This is a genomic window from Sporanaerobacter sp., from assembly GCF_047830725.1.
Lineage (GTDB): Bacteria > Bacillota > Clostridia > Tissierellales > Sporanaerobacteraceae > Sporanaerobacter.
The window spans coordinates 1,051,483-1,075,985 of sequence record NZ_CP181252.1 but is presented as its reverse complement, the minus strand read 5'-3'; the positions used below and the strand labels follow the sequence as shown (position 1 = coordinate 1,075,985).

Annotated in this window: 30 protein-coding genes; 1 reads left to right on the top strand and 29 read right to left on the bottom strand. The window is 28.8% G+C overall.

Annotation, left to right across the window (positions count from 1 at the left end):
• Positions 1 to 11 precede the first annotated feature (11 nt).
• The 15 genes from ACFWUA_RS05290 to ACFWUA_RS05220 form a co-directional block, all read right to left on the bottom strand.
• The gene (locus tag ACFWUA_RS05290) at positions 12 to 1,364 is read right to left on the bottom strand and encodes a hypothetical protein (protein ID WP_416199103.1); all 1,353 of its coding nucleotides are present in this window, start codon (positions 1,362 to 1,364) and stop codon (positions 12 to 14) included.
• Between the two features lie 4 nt (positions 1,365 to 1,368).
• Positions 1,369 to 3,738 carry a tape measure protein gene (locus ACFWUA_RS05285; RefSeq protein WP_416199102.1) on the bottom strand — a complete coding sequence of 790 codons (2,370 nt, stop codon included), beginning with the start codon at positions 3,736 to 3,738 and terminating at the stop codon, positions 1,369 to 1,371.
• A gap of 96 nt (positions 3,739 to 3,834) precedes the next feature.
• Positions 3,835 to 3,993 carry a hypothetical protein gene (locus tag ACFWUA_RS05280; protein ID WP_416199101.1) on the bottom strand — a complete coding sequence of 53 codons (159 nt, stop codon included), beginning with the start codon at positions 3,991 to 3,993 and terminating at the stop codon, positions 3,835 to 3,837.
• Between the two features lie 71 nt (positions 3,994 to 4,064).
• Positions 4,065 to 4,463 (bottom strand): hypothetical protein, encoded by a 399-nt coding sequence (locus tag ACFWUA_RS05275; protein ID WP_262428584.1) that lies wholly within the window; start codon positions 4,461 to 4,463, stop codon positions 4,065 to 4,067.
• 29 nt (positions 4,464 to 4,492) lie between these two features.
• Positions 4,493 to 5,089 carry a hypothetical protein gene (locus ACFWUA_RS05270; protein WP_416199100.1) on the bottom strand — a complete coding sequence of 199 codons (597 nt, stop codon included), beginning with the start codon at positions 5,087 to 5,089 and terminating at the stop codon, positions 4,493 to 4,495.
• Positions 5,090 to 5,102: 13 nt separating this feature from the next.
• Positions 5,103 to 5,525, bottom strand: coding sequence for a hypothetical protein (locus ACFWUA_RS05265; RefSeq protein WP_416199099.1), 423 nt, complete (start codon positions 5,523 to 5,525; stop codon positions 5,103 to 5,105).
• 14 nt (positions 5,526 to 5,539) lie between these two features.
• Positions 5,540 to 5,923 carry a minor capsid protein gene (locus tag ACFWUA_RS05260; RefSeq protein WP_416199098.1) on the bottom strand — a complete coding sequence of 128 codons (384 nt, stop codon included), beginning with the start codon at positions 5,921 to 5,923 and terminating at the stop codon, positions 5,540 to 5,542.
• Positions 5,924 to 5,937: 14 nt separating this feature from the next.
• A complete protein-coding gene (locus tag ACFWUA_RS05255) occupies positions 5,938 to 6,303 on the bottom strand; it encodes an HK97 gp10 family phage protein (RefSeq protein WP_416199097.1) in 366 nt (121 codons plus the stop codon).
• Entirely contained in the window at positions 6,303 to 6,596 is a 294-nt protein-coding gene (locus ACFWUA_RS05250) for a hypothetical protein (protein ID WP_416199096.1), read from the bottom strand. The genes ACFWUA_RS05255 and ACFWUA_RS05250 overlap by 1 nt, the downstream gene beginning before the upstream one ends.
• Complete coding sequence (locus ACFWUA_RS05245) at positions 6,590 to 7,042, bottom strand: DnaT-like ssDNA-binding protein (protein WP_416199095.1); 453 nt, start codon at positions 7,040 to 7,042, stop codon at positions 6,590 to 6,592. The genes ACFWUA_RS05250 and ACFWUA_RS05245 overlap by 7 nt, the downstream gene beginning before the upstream one ends.
• Before the next feature lie 168 nt (positions 7,043 to 7,210).
• Positions 7,211 to 7,396 (bottom strand): hypothetical protein, encoded by a 186-nt coding sequence (locus ACFWUA_RS05240; RefSeq protein WP_416199094.1) that lies wholly within the window; start codon positions 7,394 to 7,396, stop codon positions 7,211 to 7,213.
• Positions 7,397 to 7,471: 75 nt separating this feature from the next.
• Complete coding sequence (locus ACFWUA_RS05235; RefSeq protein ID WP_416199093.1) at positions 7,472 to 8,380, bottom strand: hypothetical protein; 909 nt, start codon at positions 8,378 to 8,380, stop codon at positions 7,472 to 7,474.
• Positions 8,381 to 8,417: 37 nt separating this feature from the next.
• The gene (locus ACFWUA_RS05230; protein ID WP_416199092.1) at positions 8,418 to 8,954 is read right to left on the bottom strand and encodes a hypothetical protein; all 537 of its coding nucleotides are present in this window, start codon (positions 8,952 to 8,954) and stop codon (positions 8,418 to 8,420) included.
• Positions 8,955 to 10,062: 1,108 nt separating this feature from the next.
• Positions 10,063 to 10,812 (bottom strand): DUF1444 family protein, encoded by a 750-nt coding sequence (locus ACFWUA_RS05225; protein WP_416199091.1) that lies wholly within the window; start codon positions 10,810 to 10,812, stop codon positions 10,063 to 10,065.
• A 317-nt stretch (positions 10,813 to 11,129) separates the two neighbouring features.
• Positions 11,130 to 11,285 carry a hypothetical protein gene (locus ACFWUA_RS05220; protein ID WP_416199090.1) on the bottom strand — a complete coding sequence of 52 codons (156 nt, stop codon included), beginning with the start codon at positions 11,283 to 11,285 and terminating at the stop codon, positions 11,130 to 11,132.
• A gap of 176 nt (positions 11,286 to 11,461) precedes the next feature.
• Here ACFWUA_RS05220 and ACFWUA_RS05215 point away from each other — a divergent pair, with 176 nt between their 5' ends.
• Positions 11,462 to 11,755: a hypothetical protein gene (locus ACFWUA_RS05215; protein ID WP_416199089.1), complete on the top strand. Its 294-nt coding sequence runs from the start codon at positions 11,462 to 11,464 to the stop codon at positions 11,753 to 11,755.
• 429 nt (positions 11,756 to 12,184) lie between these two features.
• Here ACFWUA_RS05215 and ACFWUA_RS05210 read toward each other — a convergent pair whose 3' ends face one another.
• The 14 genes from ACFWUA_RS05210 to ACFWUA_RS05145 all read right to left on the bottom strand — a co-directional run bounded on the left by ACFWUA_RS05210 (position 12,185) and on the right by ACFWUA_RS05145 (position 24,456).
• Positions 12,185 to 13,144, bottom strand: a complete 960-nt coding sequence (locus ACFWUA_RS05210) for a HaeIII family restriction endonuclease (protein ID WP_416199088.1) — start codon at positions 13,142 to 13,144, stop codon at positions 12,185 to 12,187.
• A gap of 3 nt (positions 13,145 to 13,147) precedes the next feature.
• Positions 13,148 to 14,095 carry a DNA cytosine methyltransferase gene (locus ACFWUA_RS05205; RefSeq protein WP_416199176.1) on the bottom strand — a complete coding sequence of 316 codons (948 nt, stop codon included), beginning with the start codon at positions 14,093 to 14,095 and terminating at the stop codon, positions 13,148 to 13,150.
• A 185-nt stretch (positions 14,096 to 14,280) separates the two neighbouring features.
• Positions 14,281 to 14,505, bottom strand: coding sequence for a zinc-ribbon domain-containing protein (locus tag ACFWUA_RS05200; RefSeq protein WP_416199087.1), 225 nt, complete (start codon positions 14,503 to 14,505; stop codon positions 14,281 to 14,283).
• Positions 14,471 to 14,758, bottom strand: a complete 288-nt coding sequence (locus tag ACFWUA_RS05195) for a zinc-ribbon domain-containing protein (RefSeq protein ID WP_416199086.1) — start codon at positions 14,756 to 14,758, stop codon at positions 14,471 to 14,473. The genes ACFWUA_RS05200 and ACFWUA_RS05195 overlap by 35 nt, the downstream gene beginning before the upstream one ends.
• A gap of 556 nt (positions 14,759 to 15,314) precedes the next feature.
• A complete protein-coding gene (locus ACFWUA_RS05190; RefSeq protein ID WP_416199085.1) occupies positions 15,315 to 15,575 on the bottom strand; it encodes a recombinase family protein in 261 nt (86 codons plus the stop codon).
• An 839-nt stretch (positions 15,576 to 16,414) separates the two neighbouring features.
• Complete coding sequence (locus tag ACFWUA_RS05185) at positions 16,415 to 17,464, bottom strand: phage minor capsid protein (protein WP_416199084.1); 1,050 nt, start codon at positions 17,462 to 17,464, stop codon at positions 16,415 to 16,417.
• A 15-nt stretch (positions 17,465 to 17,479) separates the two neighbouring features.
• A complete protein-coding gene (locus tag ACFWUA_RS05180; protein ID WP_416199083.1) occupies positions 17,480 to 18,898 on the bottom strand; it encodes a phage portal protein in 1,419 nt (472 codons plus the stop codon).
• 21 nt (positions 18,899 to 18,919) lie between these two features.
• Positions 18,920 to 19,288 carry a terminase large subunit gene (locus ACFWUA_RS05175; protein WP_416199082.1) on the bottom strand — a complete coding sequence of 123 codons (369 nt, stop codon included), beginning with the start codon at positions 19,286 to 19,288 and terminating at the stop codon, positions 18,920 to 18,922.
• Positions 19,248 to 20,171 carry a PBSX family phage terminase large subunit gene (locus ACFWUA_RS05170; protein ID WP_416199081.1) on the bottom strand — a complete coding sequence of 308 codons (924 nt, stop codon included), beginning with the start codon at positions 20,169 to 20,171 and terminating at the stop codon, positions 19,248 to 19,250. Before ACFWUA_RS05170 ends, ACFWUA_RS05175 begins: the two co-directional genes overlap by 41 nt.
• A gap of 14 nt (positions 20,172 to 20,185) precedes the next feature.
• Entirely contained in the window at positions 20,186 to 20,518 is a 333-nt protein-coding gene (locus ACFWUA_RS05165; protein ID WP_416199080.1) for a hypothetical protein, read from the bottom strand.
• Positions 20,519 to 20,694: 176 nt separating this feature from the next.
• Complete coding sequence (locus ACFWUA_RS05160) at positions 20,695 to 20,946, bottom strand: hypothetical protein (RefSeq protein ID WP_416199079.1); 252 nt, start codon at positions 20,944 to 20,946, stop codon at positions 20,695 to 20,697.
• 63 nt (positions 20,947 to 21,009) lie between these two features.
• A complete protein-coding gene (locus ACFWUA_RS05155; RefSeq protein WP_416199078.1) occupies positions 21,010 to 21,477 on the bottom strand; it encodes a crossover junction endodeoxyribonuclease RuvC in 468 nt (155 codons plus the stop codon).
• A 146-nt stretch (positions 21,478 to 21,623) separates the two neighbouring features.
• Positions 21,624 to 22,124, bottom strand: coding sequence for a hypothetical protein (locus tag ACFWUA_RS05150; RefSeq protein WP_416199077.1), 501 nt, complete (start codon positions 22,122 to 22,124; stop codon positions 21,624 to 21,626).
• 238 nt (positions 22,125 to 22,362) lie between these two features.
• On the bottom strand, positions 22,363 to 24,456 hold the full coding sequence (locus ACFWUA_RS05145) for a recombinase family protein (protein ID WP_416199076.1): 2,094 nt from the start codon (positions 24,454 to 24,456) through the stop codon (positions 22,363 to 22,365).
• Positions 24,457 to 24,503: the final 47 nt, after the last annotated feature.

Below are 24,503 nucleotides of genomic sequence, written 5' to 3'. Positions count from 1 at the left end.
TACCCCCTTTATTATTCACTCCATCCGATACCGATGGATTTTCCATTATTATTATTTGTAATGTTGGTAATTCTGTTTTCACCATCTTTAGTAAAAGATAAACTTGTTTGACTACCATCTCTACGAATTATTACCATTCCACCATCACTAATAACTACATTTACTATCGAACTATCTATTTTTTGAAACTCTTCCGTAACTTTTTGATTAGTTAAATTCTCTATTTTTCCGAATTTTTCTTTAAAGTAATCAGTAAATTCATCTTCAGTATCTAAAATAATCGGTAAATCTTCTTCCTCAAATATTTTTTTATGAACTAATTTTAATTCAAATAACAACTCATCTGGAGCAAAATCAGATATATTAACTGTTTCTACGAAATATCTATTATAATCAATTCCTAATGTTGGTAAATTTACACTAATTAAACCACCTGGTTTTACAGGATATAAAATTGTAACTGTCATTTCTGTTTTTATTTTTCCGTATTTATTTAATAAAAATTCCGCTTTTGCATCTGCTTTTTCTTGTAAATCTATATCTGTTGCATTTTCTATTACTTCCCAAATACCAGTTCCACCAGTTTGTGTTTTCATTTTTGATATTTCTTCTATATCTTCTTTAATTGATTGAACTATATATCCGTCATCACCGAGCCCGCCAACTACAATTTGTCGATTTCTGTAATCATCTGTAGTTTCTTCTATTTCTGCTTCTAAAAATTCTATATCTGTTGTTTCTGTAATTAAATTTTTTCTATACATAATTGTTTCTGCGTAAGTATTTTTAAAAACTAATTTTTTATTATAATCGATATACCAAATGTAATGACTTTGACTTGCTAAATCATCTAATACTTCTGCGACTGTTTTTGTATTTGCAAAAATATCGTATTCTAATAATTGTAGCCCGTTATCAATATAATCAATTTCTGCTGAAATACCTTCTGCAACTAAATATTCTGTTAATAATTCTTTTACAATATCCCCTGCATACACATTGTCGTATACTTTTTCTGTTGCAACTACTCTACGGCTTGGAATAGTATTATAAGCACTACATGTTATATTAAACTCCAACTTTTTATCTATTCCTAGTCCTGCTTCAATTTTTCGCTTATTTATTCTAGTTATTATTCCAATACTTTTTATAATAGTTATATTATTGTAAATTACTGTAATTTCTACGTCCTGTCCTAAGACAGGAGGGGCAAACCCCTCTATATTGCTATCTATTGCACGGGTAAGTGTAAAATCACATGTATTATTATAGTTTGCGTCAAGAGTAAGTCTAAAACTTCCATCCTTTATAAATGTAGATACTTCTTGCCCCTCAATTTTTAAAGAAAAACTATTATATTTCATGAAATTACACCCCCTTCATTTTTAACTTTCTTACAATTTCTTTCGCAATTCTATCTACATCATCATCGCTACTTATTTTATTTCCAGTTATTTGTAAAACAATTTCTTGCTCTACATACTTATCTATTCTTTGTTGTGTAGTTACCATTTTTTCTGCTTCTTTTTGTGCTACATTATATTTCTGCCCATATAACTGTTGATATTGTGCCAATTGGCTATCGCTCATTTGTGCTAATGCTCTTATATAGTCCACATTTTGCGGCCCCATTGCTCTTAATTCATTTAAAAATGTCTCATTTACACCTTTATTGCTTAAAGTTGCAAGAGAAGATGTCCACTGTCGCATTGCTTTTACTTGTGCTTTCATGCGGTTCATAAGTCGTTCAGGTGAAACTACTTTTCTTTCAAAAGTATCAAACAAACTTAGAGAATCTTTAAAACTTTGTGTCTGTTGTCTTATAGATTCTACTAATCCTTTAACACTATCTGCAAGTTTATCTACACCGTCTTTTGCTTTTTCTGCTGTTTCATTAACATTATCAAATGTTGCATTTAACCAGTCGAAATTATCAAAATCTGGCATATCTGGCTTTGGAACTTTCGGCTTTTCTGGTTTATTTTTATTTTTTCCAAATGAAAAAGGTAGTTCTGCTTTTTTTCCACCTCTCCAGTAATCTGCAATTTTATTTAATTCATCTCGAGTTTTTTTGATTGCTTTTGATGGTGTATTTGCTTCTATATCTAACTGTAGTAAGCCTACTTGTTTCCATCCAAATTTATCTGCTAACCAATTCCAACCTTTAAGAAGTCCATTTACCATATTTTTAAATCCTTTTGCAATTCCTGCAAATACTTTATCTAATAAAATTTCACTTAATTTTTGAAATCCTATTAACATACTGTCTATTAGATTTATTGCAACAACTATAATTGCTCCTGCCGCTGTTTTTATAATGTTTTTAGCGTGTTCCCACATTGCATCCCAGTCACCTGTTAGTAAGGCACCTAAAAATCCAAATAACTCAGCGAAAATATCGAATATAGCCGATACAACAACAACAATAGAATCCCAAGCGTTTTGTAAAAATCCTATGTTTGCTTCTACATACGCTTTAAAAATTTGTACTAAATAATCAAAAAATGTTTTAAAAAATTGAGCCAAACCGCTAAAAAATGATTTTAATCCTTCCCAAGCATTTTGTATTGCATTTCTTACTTTTTCGTTTGTGAAATATAAATAAATTAAAACACCAACAATAGCAAGTATTACCGCAACAATTGGATGGGCTGCTACAATAGAAAATACTTTAGATAATCCTCCGAATCCTGTTTTTACCATATTTAATACTCCTGGTAGTTTAGAAAATGCACTTACCAATTTACTTCCAATAAGGAGAACTGGTCCAACGGCCGCTACAATAAGGGCAAATGTTGCAATGTGTTTTTTTGTTCCTTCGTCAAGATTTTTAAACCATTCAATTACATTGTTAATTTTTTCTGTAAGACTTGCTAATTTATCTTTTAATACATCAAATATCGGTTTTGCAAACTCTCCTGCCAACTCCATAACAGCATCTTTTAAAGTTGATAATCTACCTCTAAATGTCTTTGACGCATTTTCCATACCATTAAAAAATCTTCCTCCCTCTTCAGTTGCCGACTTAAAGGCTGCTGTTACCATGTCAGAACTTATTCCACCTTTACTCATTATGTCTTTTAATTCTCCGATAGATTTTCCAGTTTTTTTACTGATTTCTTGTAATGGGTTAAAACCTGCGTTTATCATTTGCATTAAATCTTGTCCTGTTAATTTTCCTGTCGATTGCATTTGTGCAAATGCTAATGTTAAACTATTAAATTTATCTTTATTACCTAAACTTATATCTCCTAACGTTTTTAATGTAGGCATTATACTCTCAGCAGAAGCACCAAAAGAAAGTAATGTCTGCGCACCATTTTGTAAATCACCCATTCCGAATGGAGTTTTATTTGCCATATTTTGTAAATCTGACACCATGCTTTGTGCCTTTTCTGCACTTCCTAACATAGTTGTAAAATTTACCATAGCGTCTTCCATTGTGCTATTAAATTTTAACCCTGCTCCGACTCCTGCCATAATTGGTGCTGTTACATATTTGCTCATGCCTTTTCCTATATTGTTCATACTTTTACTTGCTCTTTCTGCCTTTTTACTTATATCTTCCATTTTATTACCAAAATCACCCATCTTTTTACCGATTGAAGAAAATGTATTAGATAAAGAATTAAAATTCTTTTTAACATTTTGAAGAATAGATATTGATTTTTTCATATTAGTCTCATAATTACTTATATCTGCCTGAAGACGTGCTGTTAAACTAGCCACTTGTGCCATCTTTTACACCCCCTTATGTTTACATATATAGAATGCATTTTAATAAAAGATAGATAGCAATTTCAATTTTTTTAATAAAAAAAGGAAATGGTACTTTTACCATCTCCCTTGTTTAGCCGCACTCATATTCCTTTGTTTTTTTTGTTCTTCTTCCATTTTCCTTTTATAATCTTTTTCTGCTTCTTCTTCTATTTCTTCTTTTATATAAAAATATGCATTCCATTCACTTAATTGTCCCCATGTTATTTCTGTCAACATTAAATCTACATTAGCGTAACCTAATTTTTCCGCGAGAGAATAAGCAAAAAATCTATTTGAATTTAACTTTAGTTTTTTTTATTGTCTTCCAATACAGAATCGTTAAACTCTACAATTTCTGCATATACTTTTTCTATTACACTTGTATTCTTTGTAGCAAGCAATTCAATATCTGCTTCAGTAAACAATTGTTTCATATTTTCGTCAACAACAGATTTTACAATCATCATTATTTTTTGATTCTTAATTGCAACTTCATTGACTGCTTCTTCGTAATTTTCGTTCGATTTTTTAGAAAGTTGCTTTGCAGCCATTTTTTTAACATTTACCATATTCATAACTATATCGTCATTTTCTTTTGCACTTAACTGTTTTATCATTATTTCTCCGCCCCACTCGGGAACATTAATTTTTTTTGTTTTAATATCTTGTGCCTCTAAAATTTGACTTCTTGACAATAGTGCCATATAACATCACTCCTTTTATAAAAATATTATTAATGATAAAATTTACCTGATGAAATAAATGAAACTGTTGTATCTTGTATAGAATCTACCGCTAACTTTAACTCATTTTTTTCTAACATTGCATACATTCGAACTGGTTCATCAATTTCAGTAAATTTAATTTCTAATACAACCATATTTCTTTTTAATAAAGCATTTCTCAATGAATTGTCTAAAATATTAAAATGACTAAGTGTTCCGTAGGCATATTGTAATCCAAATATTCTTTTTCTACAATTACACTTGAAAGTAGTAGCATCAAGCGTTTCAACCTCATCGTTAAAATCAGCCGTATGTGCTTCTGCTACTGTCATCAATGGTAAATATGTGCAATCTATAGTTATAATTCTTGTCGCATCAATAGTTTCAAATTCGATTTTTCCATTTAATCTATCTATTGTATATTTTTCGCTTGTTATAACACTATTATCATATATTGTAATTGGTGTATTTTCTTTAATTACTTGTTTTAAAGTATCTTCGATTTGATAAGTTTTATTATCACTTGTTATAGTACTTAATCCTGTTGCTACTACGGCATCTCCACTTATTTTTACATCTACTTCATTGCCTGCTCGTGCTGTCATAATGCCCACCCCCTTATATTGCTCTTACTGGAAGTGTAATAGGTTCTCCGTTTCCCTCAAAGCCAACTGAAATATCTTGTGTGCCAGACGCATCTGCTTTTAGTGAAAATTTTGTAATCAAAACGGGAAATTGGACACCTTCTTTTTCTTCTCCTTCTGGATATATTCCAATGTAAGCATATGTTCTTGCTCTTAATTTTTTTTGCCCATCTGCATCGTCTGGGATATATTTACCTTCAAGAGAAAAACTTACGTCTCCTAGCCCAAAAATTCTTTTTTTGGATAAATCTCCAAAACATGTTACATCTAATGCTTCTACTAAATCTTCATAAGTTATACTATTTACTCCACTTATTAATGCTCCAGTTAAGCCATCCATAGGTGTATCACCTACAAGTATATATACTCTATTTTCATGGCCTGCTCGTGCTGTCATATTGCATACCCCCTTTAATTATTTCTTGTAACTTGTATATTAAAGTTTAAAGAATAGTGTACTCTTCCTTGATTGTCTCTTCCCATATTAAGGATGTCAGACGAAAGAGTAACTAAAATATAATTGTTATTATTAATAGTAAAATTACTTTTACCATCTAAAATATCTTTAACTTTATAACACCAATTCAATGCGTCTTTTCGATTTTGATGTCTAACCCTAACCTGAATAGAAGGATTTTCTATTTGTTTTGTTCCACCAAAAAAATACTGTGGTTTATTACCGCCTGAATGATAGACAGTTATACAGTTATCAGTTCCATCATCTTGCATTTCATCAATATAAATATTATTTGTTATACTTTGTAATAGAGTGCTAATATCTTTTGCTATATTCATTTGTCAGCACCCCCTTATTTATTTAATAAATCATCCACTTTCTTACCAATATAATCTACATATTTATCCTTATTTTCATTTAACGGTTGTTCAAGGAATTTTGCCTGTCCGACAGGATGATGTGCTTCTAAGTTCTCATGAACGTATATTGCGTATTCCTCATCAAAACCTACAATTACAGAAGGATTACTTCCACTTTCAGTCTCGGTAAAAGCCGAGCCTCGTAATGCTCCCGTATCAACAGGTGTTAAATCCTGGGCTTCTTGCTGTAAATCATTTCCACAATCCAAAAGTGCATCTTCCACTGTATCAAAAACCTCAGAAATACTTTTATTTAATTTATTTGTAAGTTCTACAAAGCCTTCTAATTTAATTCCCATTATACATACACCTCCCTGAATTCTATATTGCCGTCCAATCCAACTATTTCTGATATAGCAATTATCTTGAATTCTTTATTGTTATATACAATGTAATCTGTTAATTTCAAGTTTTCTTTTGTATATAAAGTTGCCGAACTTGTGACTTGTTGTCCTTCTGCATTTGCTACTATTTTATTTTTAAATTGCAATCTTCCTTTTATAGTTTTTATTTCTGTTTGTATATCGCCGTATTCATCTTTACCAATTATTTGTTTAATTTTTATATCTTGATTTGTATATTCATCTAACATATCGCAACACTTCCTATCATGTATCTACGCAAGTAATATAAAGCCTCTGGACAGATAGTTTTTTGTGTATCGGACAAATTGTCTGAAAAAGTTTCGCTTAAGTCTCCTAAACTATAACTTTTTACTCCTTGCTTCTGTAATTCTTGTCGTTTACTTCCACCTTTAAGCAAGTATAATGCTTGTTCACATGTTGCGTATATAATCGCATTTGGTATTCCATCGCTAAAAGGTAAATTTGTTGTTGTTCGTGGAAATTGTAACTCTTGATATAAATCTAATTTTCTACCTGCATACTGTAATCTATCTATTTGTCTTGTAGCCATTTTAAGTGCCTTTTCTTTTGTAGTTGTATCTGTGTTATCCCAAATGTCTGTATTTAAAGTATTAGAAAAATAACTATCTGCTTCTGATACAGTTACATAACTATCTATATATTTTACTAACATAAGAATCGCCCCCTTTTAAAATACTTGTTATATTTAATAGGAAGATACTTTTTGTTTTCAAGTTTTTTTTACAGAAAAACTCGTGTAAGCCCGTTTATTTTGCTAATGCAAAATAAATGCGTGTAAAGTAAGTTTATTTTTTAAAACAAAAAAAATAAGGGAAGATAATTAAGCATCTTCCCCTGATTTTTTCTTTTTAGTAGTTCTCTTTGATTTTTTCTCTTCTGTTTTCTCTTCTTTTTTAGATTCATTTATAAAATTAGTGCATAACATTATATGCATGTTATATATTTTTTCATTTGCAAATACTGCATTACAATTTTTACATTTTATCGTGCTTTGCTGTGTTAACATTTTAAGACACCCCCTTAAAAAAATAAGGGAGAGGTTTTTACACCTGCATCCCTTTATTTTATAAAAATATTAATATTAAACGGCTGGTACTGTAGAAACATAAATACCTTCTATTTTATTATCTAAAACCCATGCGTCATGATATAAGCGATAGTCAAACTTCCATGCGTTAGCATCTTGGTTTACATCTGGAGAAAATACACGTGGTAATGCAAGTTTTACTAACTGAACAACTGCTGTTTTACTTACTATCATAAAGTTAATTGCTACTGCTTCTGTTGCTGGAGTAAATCCACCGTCTTCTTGTCCTGCTGTTTTACCATCTTTAAATGTATAAGCAGTTTTAAATCTTGCTGTAGGAACTTTAACAATTTGCATTCCGTCAAATGTTTCAATTCTTCTATCAATGTTTCCATTTGAAGTTTGAACATCGAATCTTTTTACAAGTTCAGCACTATTTTTCATTAAATTGTAAGTTGGAATACTAACAAATAAAACTCTATCTGTTTCTGGAACTTCTGCATCATCGAGTGTTGCTATTGCAGTATCTATAGCAGTAATTACAGTATCTTTTGTAAGTGTTTCTTCTACTTTATTAGTTGCTTTTGTAGCGTAAGTAGAAAAACGATAAGCGTCAACTTCTGGTGCAACTTTAGTTCTAATAAATTCTCCTGAAAGTGAACCAAATGCTACCATTGCAGTTTCCTCATTATCCATGTTATCAATTTGGAAACTTCTTCCTCTGTCTTGTGTAAATGTATGTGTTACCCATTCAAGTGTAGCATTACCGTTTACATAGCCGTTACTTCTGTCGTAATCTCCTAACCCCTGTAGAGTCATCTTTGGAACAAGTACACTCTTTGCGTTTGCTGTTTCTTTAATTAAATCGTTTTGAACGTCTAAAACCGCTGATTTGGTTTCTACTGCATACTTTTTATCTAGTAAAGGAACATACTTTTTGATAGTTTCAATTGTGTTACCCATTATAAATCACCCTTTCGTTTTATTTTTTTAAAAAATATTAGAATAATCCTAATGCCTTCTTAAATAAATTTTCTTGTTTATCGGTTTTTTTGTCATCTAAAACAGGATTAGCACCGCTGTTTGATTGACTATTTTTTACGATTTCTGGATATTCTTTTTCTAATTCTTTTAACGCTTCTTGTAATCCAGTTACAGTTCCATCATCTGCAACTTCAATTTTTGTTTTATCTAATAATTTTGATGCTAATTTTAAATTGTATTGGTTATCATATTTTTGAAGTTCTGTTTTATAAAGCAATTCTTTTGCTTTATTTAAGACTTCATTTTGTGCTTTTGTTAAATTTTCTTGATAGTTGTTAATTACAGTATCTAAATCTGTAACATCTTCATCGTCTTTTAAATTAAGAATCTGTCTTAATTTAGTCTCATAATTTTTTGCAGTTAATCTATGTTGTTTTGCTTCGCCTCTTAAAGCCTTAACATAATCTTCACTAAATACTTTGTTTTCAATTTGTTCGTTTTTATTGTTATCATCATTTAAATTTTGGTTATTATTTAAATTTTGTTCTGACATCAAAATCACACTCCTTATTGGCATCAAGCCACGCTATTTTTTGAACTTTACACAATATATAAGAAGATAAAATACAATTTCAAGTTTTTTTTATAAAAAACTCGTGTAAGCAAGTTTTTATTTTAAAAATATTTTAGGCAGGAAGTAATAAATAAAATTTGTTTTGTCTTTACATTGTATCGCCAAAATCCATTGGATTTTGCTGGTATAAAGTAATAAGAGTAATCTTGTTTTGTAATATTAAAAAATCTAAATTGTAATAGAGTACACACTAAATATTTAAAAATAAGCAAAAAAATAAAGAGTAAAGATAAATTATCGTTTTTATTCTTTAAATTATTTTAAATATGTAAATTGTAGTTTTTTATTTATATTAAGTAATTTTTAATTTGTTTTATATTTTATATTTAGTAATTTGTAAGTTTTTATTAAGTTATTTATTTTATAATTTTATAATTTTATAATTTTATAATTTTATAATTTTATTTATTTGATATAGTTTTAGGTGAAGTTAGGAACACGGCTCTCTCTCCCCCCTGTTATAAAGTTAAAAAAATATAACTCTATAACAAGGAAGAAAATAAAGATTATGACTGGTTTTTGGAGCCAGCCAGGTATCCGTATCCTCTCGCTTATTCAGTATATCTATCAAGTATCGATATACTTATTAGCAACATCCTCTCTGACGTGCCCATGCCCGATTACCACGTACTGTAACTAACAGTTTGAGGAGCCCCCACAACGGAACTGTAAACCACAACTTGAATTGTATGGGAAAAAATGCTTTCCCATCTAACGGGGCATCCATACCGTAGTTAGCGGTAGAGTTCTTTTTCAGTGATATACTTTCAACACTCAGGCACTTTAATTTTTATAGCACAGCACCCGTCTTCTGTGCTTATTCACTTGTTTTATCGTAAACGCATATTAATCAATCATATTTCTTAATGTCAAGTCTTTTTTAGAATTTTTTTAAGTTTTTTCTTTTTTTCTTTTTTTTTAAGTGCTGACATTATATAGACAACTATTATAAAATTTCAAGTTATTTTATAGATTTTTTTTAAAAATTTTTATAAAAAAATAACGGCTCTTTTTAGAACCGTTACTATTAAGCGATTATAGAATAATTCCCGTCAGAATCTCGTCTATATATTTTATTTGATATTTTATTAATATCTTTATCTGTTAGTGCTAACTGTTGTAATATATGTTTATATGTCTGAAAAGTCGTTTCTCTATACTTTGCACAGAGTAGAGAGGACGATGAAGGTATACAAAAGAGGATATCATCTCCAATCTTATGTTTAATTTGTTTTTGAATATTATCCGATAAAAATAATGTAGCCCCGTAATCTGTATCGAACCTTAAAGTATATATTTCAAGAGTTTTTTCTAATTGTATCAAAGGGTTAGTTACTTTATTTAGATTTTTAAAACTTTCTGTTTTTAACATATTTACATCAACTTTAGCATTTTTTATATCCTCTCTTGAAATAAATCTAAAAACCTCACCTTCATCTGATACCCAAAATAAAGAAAGATTGCAAAATAAATCTTCACTAATAAAATCCTTCTGGATATTTTCACCGAACTCACTTAATTTTATAAAAGGAAAAACATTACTTAAATCAAGTTTAAACTTATAAGTATCTAAAATATCTCTAATTATTTTAATATAGTTTTTTAAATTGTTATTATATCCATATAATAGATACTCTTTATACATTGGTTTAATAGGAACAGAAACATTTGTTACACCTTTTGCAACATATATTCTATCTTTACCATCCAGTCTTACTTCGTCAAACTCTAATTTTAAATCTTTAATTATTTTATCTGTAAACTCTTTATATTCCATACTTTTAATCCTCCTTTTTAAAACAGTATAACGTTGTATAACATAAAAGTCTGGTCCTAAAAACAATAAGGCATTATAATAAATATAAGAGAAAAGAGTAGGGAGAGGGGAGAGAAGAGATGCAAGAACAAAGAGAACGGATAAAAAGATATATTTACTTGATACTATTAAGTAATATCGCTATTGCTGGATTTCAACCATTTATTCAAAATATAATTATAAAAATTATCCTTGCTATTTATACAATGTTAACAATGTTATTTACAATAATATATGTAAAAGAGAAAAAGTGCTAAATTAATAGCACTTTTCTTGTTCTAAAAAATATTTAAGATTTTTAGTGTTATAGTTGCAACTACCACTAATCCTGCACTTATTAATACCTTATTTATTTTTTGTTGTCTTACATATCCTTTACTATCTTTTAATACCTTTTCAACTTCTTTATTAAGCCATGCATCCAATACCTTCATTAAAATTTCTCCTTTCGAAATATCCTTTGTTTTAATTGTTAAACATGTTATACAGATTCATTCTCTACAATGTCAAGTATAATTTTCTATAAAATATAAATATTTTTCTATAAAATACTTGACACATGAAAGCAAGATTTCTTATAGTATTGAAAGTTTGAAAGGGGATGATTTTTATGAATAAACAACTAATTATGAATAATAGACAAGTTGAAGAAAAATTTAACAGATATAAAGATACAGTAATTTCCCTTACAATCTGGGAGAACCAGCCAATTGAAGTTGATTCCGTTTATTATTGTTCAATAAGAAATAAAGAGTTGATACAAGAGATTTTTAAAGAGATAGATGTAAGAGAAATACAAAGAATATATATATCAGAAAAGGAATACGATATTCATGTAAATAAGAAATATTTATTTAAGTTGATAAAAGGTAAAAATGTTAAAGTATTTAATTCTATGTATTAAAATTAAAACAGGAACCGTTTTGGCTCCTGTTTTTTGTATAGAGGTATTTTATAATAAAAATATTAATTAGTCGGTTTTGTTGAACGGAAATCTTTTAAAATTATATAGCACATATAAGTAGTAAGGATTGTAAATGGAATATACCAAAGTTTTAGTATTGATTGTCCTACGCTTGGAATCCTTCCAAATATAATTAGTAAAATAGCAAATACGCCATATCCTACAACAATTGGTAATATATTTATAAGTAAGTAAAAAAATTTTTTCATAATATTTCACTCCTTTTTTTCTTTTTCTTCTATATTATTAGTATAACGTGCCCATGCGAAAAAGGCCAGTGTTTTTTTAAATTGTAACCAAATTGCAGCATAAAAAAAACTGTTGCCCTTAAATATTAAAAACAACAGTTTGTATTTTATATATGTACTTTTATAATTCCCAAGGTTCGTGATGTGTATAAAGGGAAGGTGGAACTCCAACTAATTGAACATCAAATTTTAATGACGGTTCCACTTTTGAACTAGCATTATGAATTCTCATACTGATTGTCCAACCACCATCTGCAACAACTAAAATCGTGTTTTTTGAATTTGGCTTAAAAGATATATCATAAAACCTTGATGGTAAATTAAGTGTTGGTAATTTAACTTGTGGGCGCACTTTTCCTGCCGTTCTATTCAAAGTTCCATACATTGAAAATGCTTGAATTTTAGTTACTTTTCGATTATCCATTGTGATTACTTTATAAAAATCATTTGCACCTAATAGATAACTTAGTAATCTTTTAGGAATTTCCCCAGGATTCTCTTTATCTAATCTATTTAGTTCTTTTACAAAAGCATTCAATAATGGAATATAAAATCTTTCCTCTTTATCTATTAAATCTCTCCATAACATTTTCTTTTCTTTCATTTCTCTTAATTCATTAAATAGCGGATTAATGGTATCAAAATACTCTTTAGAACAAGGAATATCGAACCATATTTTTCCAAAATCTATTGTTGATGATAAACGGGAATGTTTTACAGCAGAATGGTTATGTTTACAACTTATACCGATTTCCCATTTGTTTTGTTTCCTAATACAGAGAACATCTCTGACATCTCCGCTTATTCCTACTGCATCTTCTTGTATTGTTAAAAACAATGGTATATTGTCTAGTGGATTTTCTAATTGTGGTTCTAATCTAAGGATAACCCTTACAGCAGCATTTGCACCGAGAGTTAATTTTTGTTTTGCCTTTTCATCTAAATTATTAAAAAAATCTTTAGCAACATGATAGGAACTTGTATCGTCTATTTCAACATTTTGGTTTTCTTTTAATGTATTATAAAATGATAATAGACATGCATATTCAAAAGCCTTGCCTTGTTTAACTTGTTTAGCCATCCTTTATACCACCTCTTGCGATAATTCTTTATTTTTACACTCTAAACATTCACATAATTTTTTATGCACTTTTTTTGCTACTGCTTCTGCTAATTTTACAGGCACAGCATTACCTATTTGTTTATATTTACTTGTTAAATCTCCCACAAACTCTAAATCCTTTGGAAAAGTCTGTATTACTGCTGCCTCTCTCCAACTAAATCTTCTTGTTATTCCATCTTCTCCAAATTTCCATAAATCCTTATCCAATTTAATCATATCAGGACTGGAAGGGTGTAATGGAACCTGTTTTGCCATTGCTGGTATAGTGTAACTCATTTCGTTCCAATCCCTTTTTCTATTTCTTGACATATATCGGCTTGAATATGGAGCATCGCAAACGTCTTCTTCTTTTGGCTCTGGCATATTTTTTAAAGCCTTTTTTAAAGTAACTTTTTGTGCTAAAGGTTTAGGAAATTCAAAATCTTCAATATTTAAATCGTTTCTAAATCCAACTATAATAATACGCTCCCTGTCTTGAGGAACTCCGTAATTACTTGCATTTAGTAACTTATAAAAAAGAGTATATCCTTTTGTATACATATCTTGTTTAATAGCCTCAAATATCTCTCCATTGCCTAAAGTTAGCATACCTTTAACATTCTCTCCCACAAATGCCAAAGGGGTTTTTTCTTCTAAATATTTAACATAATATTTATATAAAGTATTTCTACTATCATTTAATTCTCTTGGCCCCGCAAGACTAAACCCCTGACATGGCCATCCACCAAGTAAAATATCTCCTGCTGGAATAGTAGAAAAATCTATTTTTGAAATATCTCCACAAATTACTTCTGCGTCACTCCAGAGGCGATGTGTGGCACAAGCGTCTTCATCTATATCATTCGCCCATATAACTTTAAATCCTTGTCTTTCAAAGCCTAAATCTAATCCACCTGCACCTGCAAAAATGATACAGTAGTAAATTCTTTTTTATTTAATTTTGTAGATGCCATATTTTTAAGCACTCCTTTATAAATTACTATTATACTATATTTTGTTTTAGTATACCATAGCATATTCTAAAAGGCCAGTTAAATTTTGTAAAAAAATAATACCCTATATTTTATAAGGTATTATTAAATACTTTTTACTTTTTATTTTTTTCTCTTTTTATTCTCTCTTTGTTCTCTTTTTAATTTTTTACAGATTGTGCATTGCCCATGTCCCATAGCCCTTAATTGCACACTTGCAAGATATCTGTGTTCAGAATTGTTTGGACATATCCACCAAACCTTTTTGTGCGATTGATAACAAGTATTCCAAGGGGTTATATCACCATTCTTCTTATAATCCCAAAACGGCAATAGTTGTGGTAACATAGTAGCAACACAATTTTATAGCACTTGCCTTTGGATTCTTTTCTACACAATAAGGACATCCTTGCTTATTTAGAGTCCTATTATATGGAGCCGCTTCCCAAGATTGTCCACATTTCGGACATTTCCACCATACTTTCTTTCCACTCCCGTAACTCACTTTATTTATATCAATTTCATTTTTCTCTTTATCAAATTCTTTTGCAACCTCTGGATATCTATTTATTAATTTTGTTTCTTCTGTTAGTCTTTTCATAAAAACCACCTCTTTCTTTAATTTCAAGCATTTTATAGATTAATGCTTCTATTTGTCAAGTTTTTTTCTATAAAAAAACTCGTGTTAAGCAAGTATTTTTCTAAAAAATATTTTATAAATAAAAAATACCTCGGGGTATGTAATTCCCAAGGTTTTAATATTTCTCTTTAAATTATCTCTTCTATTTTCTCTTTATTTTTTTCTTCTTACTCTCTTGATTTTTCTTGCGAAGCAAATTTATAAAAATGTATTTCGCTTAAGATTCAATATCTGCATTGCTTTTGTTGCTGTTATCTCTCCATTTTTCCATTGTTTATATATCTCTTTAAAATTCTTTGGTTTTTGAACAGAAGGACGTCCAAATTTAGTTCCTTTTTTTAATGCTGAATCTATACCTTCTCGTTGTCGTTGTTTAATATTTATTCTTTCCTGTTCAGCAAGCCAACTAAGTATTTGTAAACTAAATTAGTAACTAATTCGCCTATTCCATCTAAATCCTTGTATTTTCTTGTATCAAGAAGAGGCATATCTAAAACTACAATATAAATATTATTATCTATAAGCCATTGCCATTCCTGTAAAATTTGAGCCTTATTACGCCTAATCTATCCAATGAATGAATAAATAGTGTATCACCTGTTCTTATACTTCGTTTAAGTGCTTGCCATTCTGGACGATTAAAGTCCTTACCGCTTTGTTTGTCTGTATATATGTCCCGTTCATCTATATGCTCATCCAGTTGGCGTATAGCATCTAACTGCCTGTCTAAATTTTGTTCTTTCGTACTAACACGCAAATATGCATAATTTCTTTGCACAATTTATCACTCCTATTATACTTAATTTACATAACTGTTTTCTTATTAAAGAAAAGTATTGCTAAAAGTTTTAAATTACACACTTTATTACAAAGTATACTTTTTTATAAAGTGTTTTTTAAATAATAATTTGTATACTATATTAAAGATTTTCTTATACGGTTTATTTGTATTTAGTTATTTGGAATATATGTGATACATTGTATCCAAAAACATATTAAAGAACTGATTGAATGTTTTGGAATACTATGTTGTATTTGTTTTTTTATAAAACCCAACATGACTTCTTAATAATATATTATATAAGATATGACGTTGGGTTTTTGTATAAGCCAGTATCTAAGCCTATTACAAGGATTTTACTTTTTGAGTTTTACAAAACGAAAAACAGTTAAGCAATAATAACTCTATATTGTTTAATAAAGTATACTTTTATAAACAACTAAAAACTATATTAAAAAGTATTTAAAAAAGTCTAACACACTACTTTTTAAACATTTATAAATAGTAATATACTTTTATAAACAGTATAACGTATAAACTATAATAATGCAGCGTATAAAATAAAAAACTTTTAAAGTAGTTAAAGAATTGTAGAGAATTGTAATACTATCTATATAAAGTCCCATTTTACTTTACACCCTGTAAACTAAATATAAAAAAAGTGATAGGCTCATTACCGAACAAGCCTACCACCTTAATAGAAAAAGGAGATGATTAAATTATGAATACTTTTCCGTTCTTTAATTATTTTCTGTAAAGTTGTTATTGTTAGTATATTATATAAACATACTTTGTAATTGCAAGTATTTTTTATTAATTTTTTATATTTTTTCTCTTTAATTTTCTCTTGCTAAAGTCTCTTTATATTTTCTCTTTATTTCTTTATAATTATCACTATTGGCTGTTTTCATTCTTCTAAATCCTGCAAGTGTCGCAGGGGCTTCATTTTTAAGAACTGTCTTATACTTTTCCCACTGCAATCTATCTTGCCTTAATATTTGTTTTTCTCTTTGTTGTTTATAATATTCTTGCACTTGTTTACTGTTTTTTGACGGCTCTTCAAAAGGTTCATTACTTATTTTAATATATTTATCTACATCGTTTAATTCTTCTATGAAAGGCTCTAATACATGACGGCAACGTGGATGGATATTAGCATAGCCATTACTAAACGCAATATCCAGTTTGGGAAATCTTTTATCTTTACCACTAATACTGTAAACCCTTCCCTCGAATTCTTGACAAATAGGACAGGCTCCAGGATGGCTACTCATCTTTACTAAATCATATCCCAGTTCCTCTACTTGTTTAATAGTAGCCGTATTTGTTATTTCTCTTGTTGTGCTTCTCGCTACCATATCTGCATAAGCATCCATTCTAATTTCTCGTCCATTTTTCGTTTTTATAGCACTAATACCGTTCTCTGCAAAGTTTTTTAATATATTCTTTTTACATTCTCTTAATGTCTCATTTGTACTTAATTTAAGCCCTACAGCATCCATAGACGCTTTTTGTATATTATCTTTTATTTGTCTTCCGATAAAATATTCCACGTCTGTTAAATCTCCTTGAAGATTTCTTATATAAACATTAATAGTTTTTCTATGCACTCTGCTTAAATTTTCTAATAAAACTTTTTCTTTAATATTTAATTTTCTATTAGTATATCTAATACCATTTATATAACTTTCTACTATTAAAGATTCTAATACAGAATTAGCCCTACTCTGTAGCAAGGCTAACTCTGAATTAGTTTGCTTTAATAATGATTTTTGATAAGTTGCAACATTTCCCCGTGCTTCAGTTTCTTGTATGATTTTTATTAATTCTTGTTGTGCATTTTTAAAAAGAATAATAAGTTGTTGTGTATATGCTAATTTAGCCATTTAACATCACCTCTCTTATTCTTTCTCTTCGTCTATCTCTTCGTCTATCTCTTCATCTTCTTCGATATGTGGATTAGGAATAAGCAGGGGATTGGCTTCCATTTCTTCTTGCACTATTCGTTCATATTCTTCTTCTGCTTCTTCTCTTGACATATTATTAGACATCATTATGCTCGTTACATGTGAAAGTGTAGGCTTATTACCATTTTTAATTTGCATAATTTCTGCTTCTTCTTTATCGTCATCAGTTAAACCATCTTTCCATTCTATTATTAGTTCATTTTCTTTTATATCGTAGCCTTCTAACTTTGCACAACCAGAAATAGCCTTTCTAATTGCTGTATCCATAGAATTCCTTATTCTGCTAACCTTTTGTAAAGCAGTTTCCATTTTTAATTTGTAAGCAATACCACTTACATTTCCATTCACATTTTCTTTATCGCCAAGTATAGTTCCACCCATTTCTGAAAGCGTATACAGTGCATTTTGTAATTCTTGTATAAAACGAAAATTTGCTTCTAACTGTGCATCCCATGTTAGATAGTTCACTTTTCCATCCGTTCCTTCTACAACAAAATACGAACCTGTCTTTAAACTATAACTATCAGTTTTTCTATCGTATTTTAGTGCAGAAGAAGGCCCTTGCATACTTGGTTCAGCGTGTTTATCAAGGATTTTAGATATTTGGCTAAATCTAACTTCTAACTCACTTACAATAGTATCTATTACATCGTAATCAGAAATTCCAAAGATATTATCAGATGTTGTCAGATTTACAACAGGAATAATAGCAAAATCACTTAATCCAGTTTCTATTGTTTTTTCTTCATCAGCAAATTCTCTCACGATTTTTCCACTTTTAACTAAAAAATATTTTATTGTATACCTACCTTTTTCGTGGATTTCACAATATAATTCTGTTTCTTTGTCATTAATTTGGCGTGGAATACAAAGAACATGATATTGTATTTTTCTTACATTTCTCGGGCTTACAATAGGAAACCATATCGCAGGTTGTGTTATATCTATTACACCTTTGTTTAATTCTTTATATAAATAAAATAAACCAACGCCGTATCTACTTGTATCCATCGCTGTTATATACATTAAATTAAAAACATCATTTTTATTTAAAATATCATCTAAAATCTTTTGTTTATTTTCGTCTTGAATAGTAATTTGAGGTGTTTCACCACATAACAAGTCAGCAACTTTTTTTGTTATTAACTGATGATAATTAAGTATCATATCAAAAGATACAATTTCTGTATAATCATTATTAATTCTTTTTATTCTATTAAATTGATTCTTATAAACTTCTTCGTGTTTACCTTCAAAAAGTTTTTTATAATCTATATAATTTTCTAATCTTTCTTTTTCAGTTGCAGGTGGAAAAGTTTGTCCCACCTGTAAAAATTTTAAATCTGTAAGCATAGGTACATACCCCCTTTTATGTTACTTTAATTTAATAAAACCAACTCCGTTTTTACTTCCCCAGAATTGTTCTGTAGCATAACGGATTGCGGCAATCGCATCATCCATGTACGGTACTGGTTCTTCGAACACATTTCCGTCCTTATCTACTTTATATTGCCAGTTTTGTATTTCTTTTAATGTGTTAATACATCTAGTATTTATATAAATTTTTCTTCCACGTAAATAATCAATACCAGATTTGACAGAGCCTTGTCCTTTTTCGGCTGATTTAATACTAAAAAATCCATTATTTCTAAACTCTCGTATTCTGTCTGGTTCAGCGCTATCAGCAACTATTTGAATATTTTTATCTACTATAAAATCTTCTGCTTTTTGTATTAATTCCATATTCGTTAATTTTTCTTTTGTATAATTCATCAAGAACATAAATATTATTATCTTTTATTCCAACTAAAATTAAAGCGGATGGATGGTTATAACCAAAGTCTAAACCATATACAAGGTAATCGTAATCTTTCCAAATATTATTTAAATCTAATTCTTTAACTTCCCAATTACTCAAAATAATGTTTTGGAATGTTCCCCAGTTCCCTAGAGCATAGACATTATAGAAATTTAAATCTTCATTTTTTAATAATTCAAGCATTTCTCTATATTCATTATCTATAAATTTATTGTCTAAATATGTGGATTTTAATATAGAAACTTTATCTCTAAAACTTTTATTTGTATTATCAAAAAATTGACTTTTTAACCAGGAGAGTTGGCTAACTGGGTTAAAAGTAAGATTTATTTGAAACGGAATATTATATTTATTTAAACCTCTTAAACGTGTATCTAATACTCTAAAATCATTCACATTTGCTTCACTTGCTTCTTCCATCCAAACATCTGTTAAAATACCACTTTCAAATGTAATAGACTTTAATTTTTCTACGTCGTCCAGCCCTGCAAAACGAATTTGATTTTTATTATATTTATTTGTAATCGTTAAATCACTTTTATTAATGTTAAATATTGGATATAAATTCCAATCGGAAATAATTTGGTTAAATAATGCAAAAGTAGAATATCTATTTGTTTTACCTACTTTTCTAACAACTAAAGTATTTCTACCTTTATCCCTCATATTTAAATAAAGTTTTTTTTGAGCCATAAATACAGATTTGCCTGAACCTGCTCCACCGTAAATCACTTCATATCGATTATCCGTATCCAGATAAGGAAGATAGACGGGATTGAATACTTGTTTAGAAATTCTTACTTCCATATCTATCACCCCTTCTAATCCTCTAATATAACTCTTATTGTTTTCTCTTCTGTATTCTCTTGTTGTGCAGGATTATCGCTCATTCCTAACATATTTTTAGCAAGGAAAATAAGGGCTTTCGTATCACCGTTCGTTACGCCTTTTTTATATAAAGCACGGCGAATAGACATTTTACATTTTTCTAATCCTCTTTCATGCGCTTCATTAAATGCTTTTTCAAACTTCTTTCTTCTATAAAATGTGCTTTCGTGGACTTTAAAATAAGCAGCGATTTCTGCCACTGTACAACCTTCAGATGCTAACTTTTCTACCATATCTAAATCAATGTCAATTTTTGGACGTGCCATAATATCGCCCCCCTTTTGCAAAAATTTTACGGGTTTTAACCTTGCAAAACCTCGTATAGAACTTTATAACCAATCATTTGATTAGTTTTCAAGTAAAAACTCATATCAATTGTTTTAAAAGGGAACAAAAGGGCATAAAAAAAAGCCCAAAACGGGCTTTTAGTAAGAATTTACTTCTATTTATCTATTATATTAAAAATATCTGAATTATCTACTTTTTTATAAGCAATGGCTTTTATTATATTTGTAAGAATTATACTATTATCTTTTATTTCTCCCACTAAAGTAAATTTAAAGTCTTTACTATAAGTAAGAATAAAATCTTTATTTTCTTTTATATTAATTACTTCTAATTGTTTTAATATCGTTTCTTTATCTAATTTATATTTTTCTATTAAACTATTACACTCTATAATTACCTTACTCAAATATATCAACTCCTTATTTTTAGTATAACATAATAAAAAGATACTAAATAGCATACTTTGTTGCTAAATAGCATCCTTTTGTTCTAATATATATAGTCCATACAATCCAATGCAAATTGCATCTGCTTCATCTTCTTCAAAATCTCTCCCAAACATCTCTTTTACTTTCTCTTTAGTATTCTCTTTTTGTTCTGCTCTTTTTCTTCCTTTTATCCCGTTCCAAGATTTCCAAACGGAAGGGGGAATTATCTCAAAAGGTGTATTTAACTCTATTAAAAGATTAATAATTACACCCTGTAAATTTGCTAAAATTTTATAGGTTTTTTGATTTTTCTGATATTGTATATCTTCTATAAAAACATATTCTATGTTGTTGTCTTGTATAAGTTCTCGTATGTATTCTTTAGTTTGTTGTATACGAATAAATAATTCTCCAGACGGTTTAAAATAACCAGATTTTTTAAGATTCTTATTTTTAAATATTGCAAAACCAGTAATTGCTGTAGACTGGTCGAGTGCAAGTATATTCATATTACCACCTCCTATGTAAAAAGGGGTATTTTTTATAAATACACCTTTTTAAATAAAAACCTAAAGTAATATATTTTATAAAAAACTTAATGGAGGTAAGTATAAGATATAAAATGATATATTATAATTGCAAGTATTTTTTAAATTTAATTTAATGGGATAGAATAAATAAATTCTAAATTATCTAAAATTGAAAGAGGAACTAATCTACCCCAGTTATTGTAAAGAAGTTCTCCATTTTTATCCGTAGTTTTTGATGAGCGTGATTTACAATTATGCATATTTTGTTTAAACCAAGCCACAAACTCATCTTTATAAATTACATATATTTTTTTGTTTGGTATAACTGTATAAATATAATCTGCTTCTGTTTTCCATATCCATCCCTTTTTACCATTACTTTTTGTCTCTATAAAAACATTTTTTGTTTGCAATGCTCTTTCTTCTGTCTTTACTTCTATTTTGTGTATTAATTTATTATCTTTATAAACTAATAAATCTATGTCAGGCTCCTGCCATTCTTTATTATCGCTCACATCCTTTACTGTATATCCCTTCTCTTCAAAAATTTTTGTTACAAGTCTTTCACCTGTTTTAGCAACTTCTAAACAATTATAAAAATAGTCTTTATTTTGTTGTTTAAGCATAAGTATCATCTCCCTCTTATGGGAAGATGTGCTTAATATTTATCTATTTTTATTATATTTTTTCTTTATTAAAAATTCTCGTAAGGCTTTTACTATTTTTCGTTTGTGCCACCTTCTCTCTGTTTTATGTTATAAGCATAATACAGAAAGATACTTTTTAATGTCAAGTATTTTTTTTCTAAAAAATACATAAAAAAAATAACACTTGTAAAAACAAGTGCTATAATAATGATTTTTATTAATTTAATACTCTATTAAGTGTCTCTTCTTTCTGCTCTTTAAATTTTCGATATTCTTTTTCGAATTTCTTTTCAAACTCTAATTCATTTGTACCTGTATTCTTTTCTATAAATTTTTCTATAAACTTACTATCTTTATCATTTTTTACTTCTTCTTGTAATTCATCAATGTAATTCCAAAACTTACTGCTTTTATTTTGTTTTTCTGTATCTAATATATATTCTTCTGCGTCTGCGTAGTATTGTTCTAAAAGATTAAGTTCTTTTTTCTTATTTAACCTTAGATATTCGTTAAATTCCTTAAAATCTTGAACTCCTAATATTTTACATAATCCTATTACGCTAGAATATTTATTATATTCTATCTCCTTTAAACTTAATTTTTTTGGCCCGAATTTTGCATTGCTTATAGTATCTATAACAATTTTATTATAAACTTTTTCTAAAAGTTCCCTTTTTTGTAGAAGAGATAAAGAAGTAAAATATTCTTCTGTGTTATTATATTCTTCTTGTTTTTTAACTTCTGTAAATAACGCTTCTCTTCGCTTTTCCGCTGATATTATTTTATTTTGTTGTTCTTTTTTTAACTCTTGCACCTTTTCAATTTCATCTTCCGTTTCTTTTATCATTTTTTCCAGTCGCTTATATTTTAGAGAATTCTTTTCTTCTCCTAATTGTCTATCTATTAAATTATCTATTTTTGTAATAAGTCTGTTTTCATTTTTTTCAATATTTTTTATATCTTCCTTAATTTTATTTATTTCTTTATCGAAAAGCATTTCTTCTCTTGTCCCGTGTTTTTCTCGTAAATAATTTTGATATTCTTTTACAAGTAAAAACGCTTCTTTTAGCCTTTTAAAAAAATCTTCTTTGATTAAATTAAAAACTCTCTCTTCCTGAACGCTATAATAGCCGTCACAGAGGTTTTTTCCTGCGTTGTATGTTGAACATTTATAATACACTTTTGCTTTTGATATACTACCGTCTGCTCGTCTGTGTCCAGGTTGTAAAGAAGATGTCATTTTGCCGCCACAATTTGGGCAATGTAAAATATTTATAAACATTTTTTTATGTGCATCTTCGTATTCTCTTTTTGTTATATAAGCCATCGCTTCTGCCATATTATTGTTTTTCCTGTTTATTTTTCTACTTCTTAATCTTTCTACAGTTTCAAGAAAAAATTCTTCCGTAATTATTGGTTCGTGGTTTCCTTGTGGTAAATCAAAAAAATCTATACTATAAATATCTGTCTTTTCCCAAATTCGAACACCTTGCTCTGTTTTTTTCTTTTGCTTTCTTTTTCCCCAAAATAATCGTCCACAATAAATTGGATTTTCTAATATTTTTTGAACCGTAGCAGTTGCAAATTGTTTACCTTTTCTTGTTCTATACCCGTTTAAATTAAGATATTGTGCAACATTTTTTATACTGTATTTTTCTATAGTAAAAAGGTTAAATATTAATTCTATAATTTGTTTTTCTTCTATGTCTGTGACTAATCTCTTTTTTATATCTTTCTTTTTTGTCTTTTTATCTTGTTTAAAATCTTTATTTTCTTCTTGCTTAGTAGAATAGAATTCATACCGATAACCCAAAGGTGCGGGTCCTCCATAATAGTTGCCAGCCTCTACGGACTTTTCTAAACCTGCTTTAACACGCTCCCTCAACTGGTCGATAAACAACTCATTTAACATAGAGTGTATAGATATCATAATTTTAGCGCTCTGGGAATCGATATTTCCCATAAATGCTCCATCACAAGTAAATAAACGCAAATTATTTTCTTTAAGAAGTTTAAAAATTTTTAAAGTATGTGATATACTTCTACTTATTCTTGATAAATCGTAACAACATACACCATCAATCCCTGAATTAGATTCTTGTAATTTCTCCAATAATTCTTTTAATTCGTCTCTTTCGACAATCGTTGTTCCACTAATTCCTGCGTCACAAAAATAAACAAAATTCTCTTTTTTATAGCCTTGTGATATAAGTAAAGCCTCACATCTCTCTTTTTGCACCTCTAATGAATATCTATCCTCTGCTGCTTGCTTCGCCGAAGATACTCTTGTATAAATTGCTACCTTACCCATAATACATTTCTCCTTTTCTGTGCTATTGCCTTCTATTTTTAAGCATA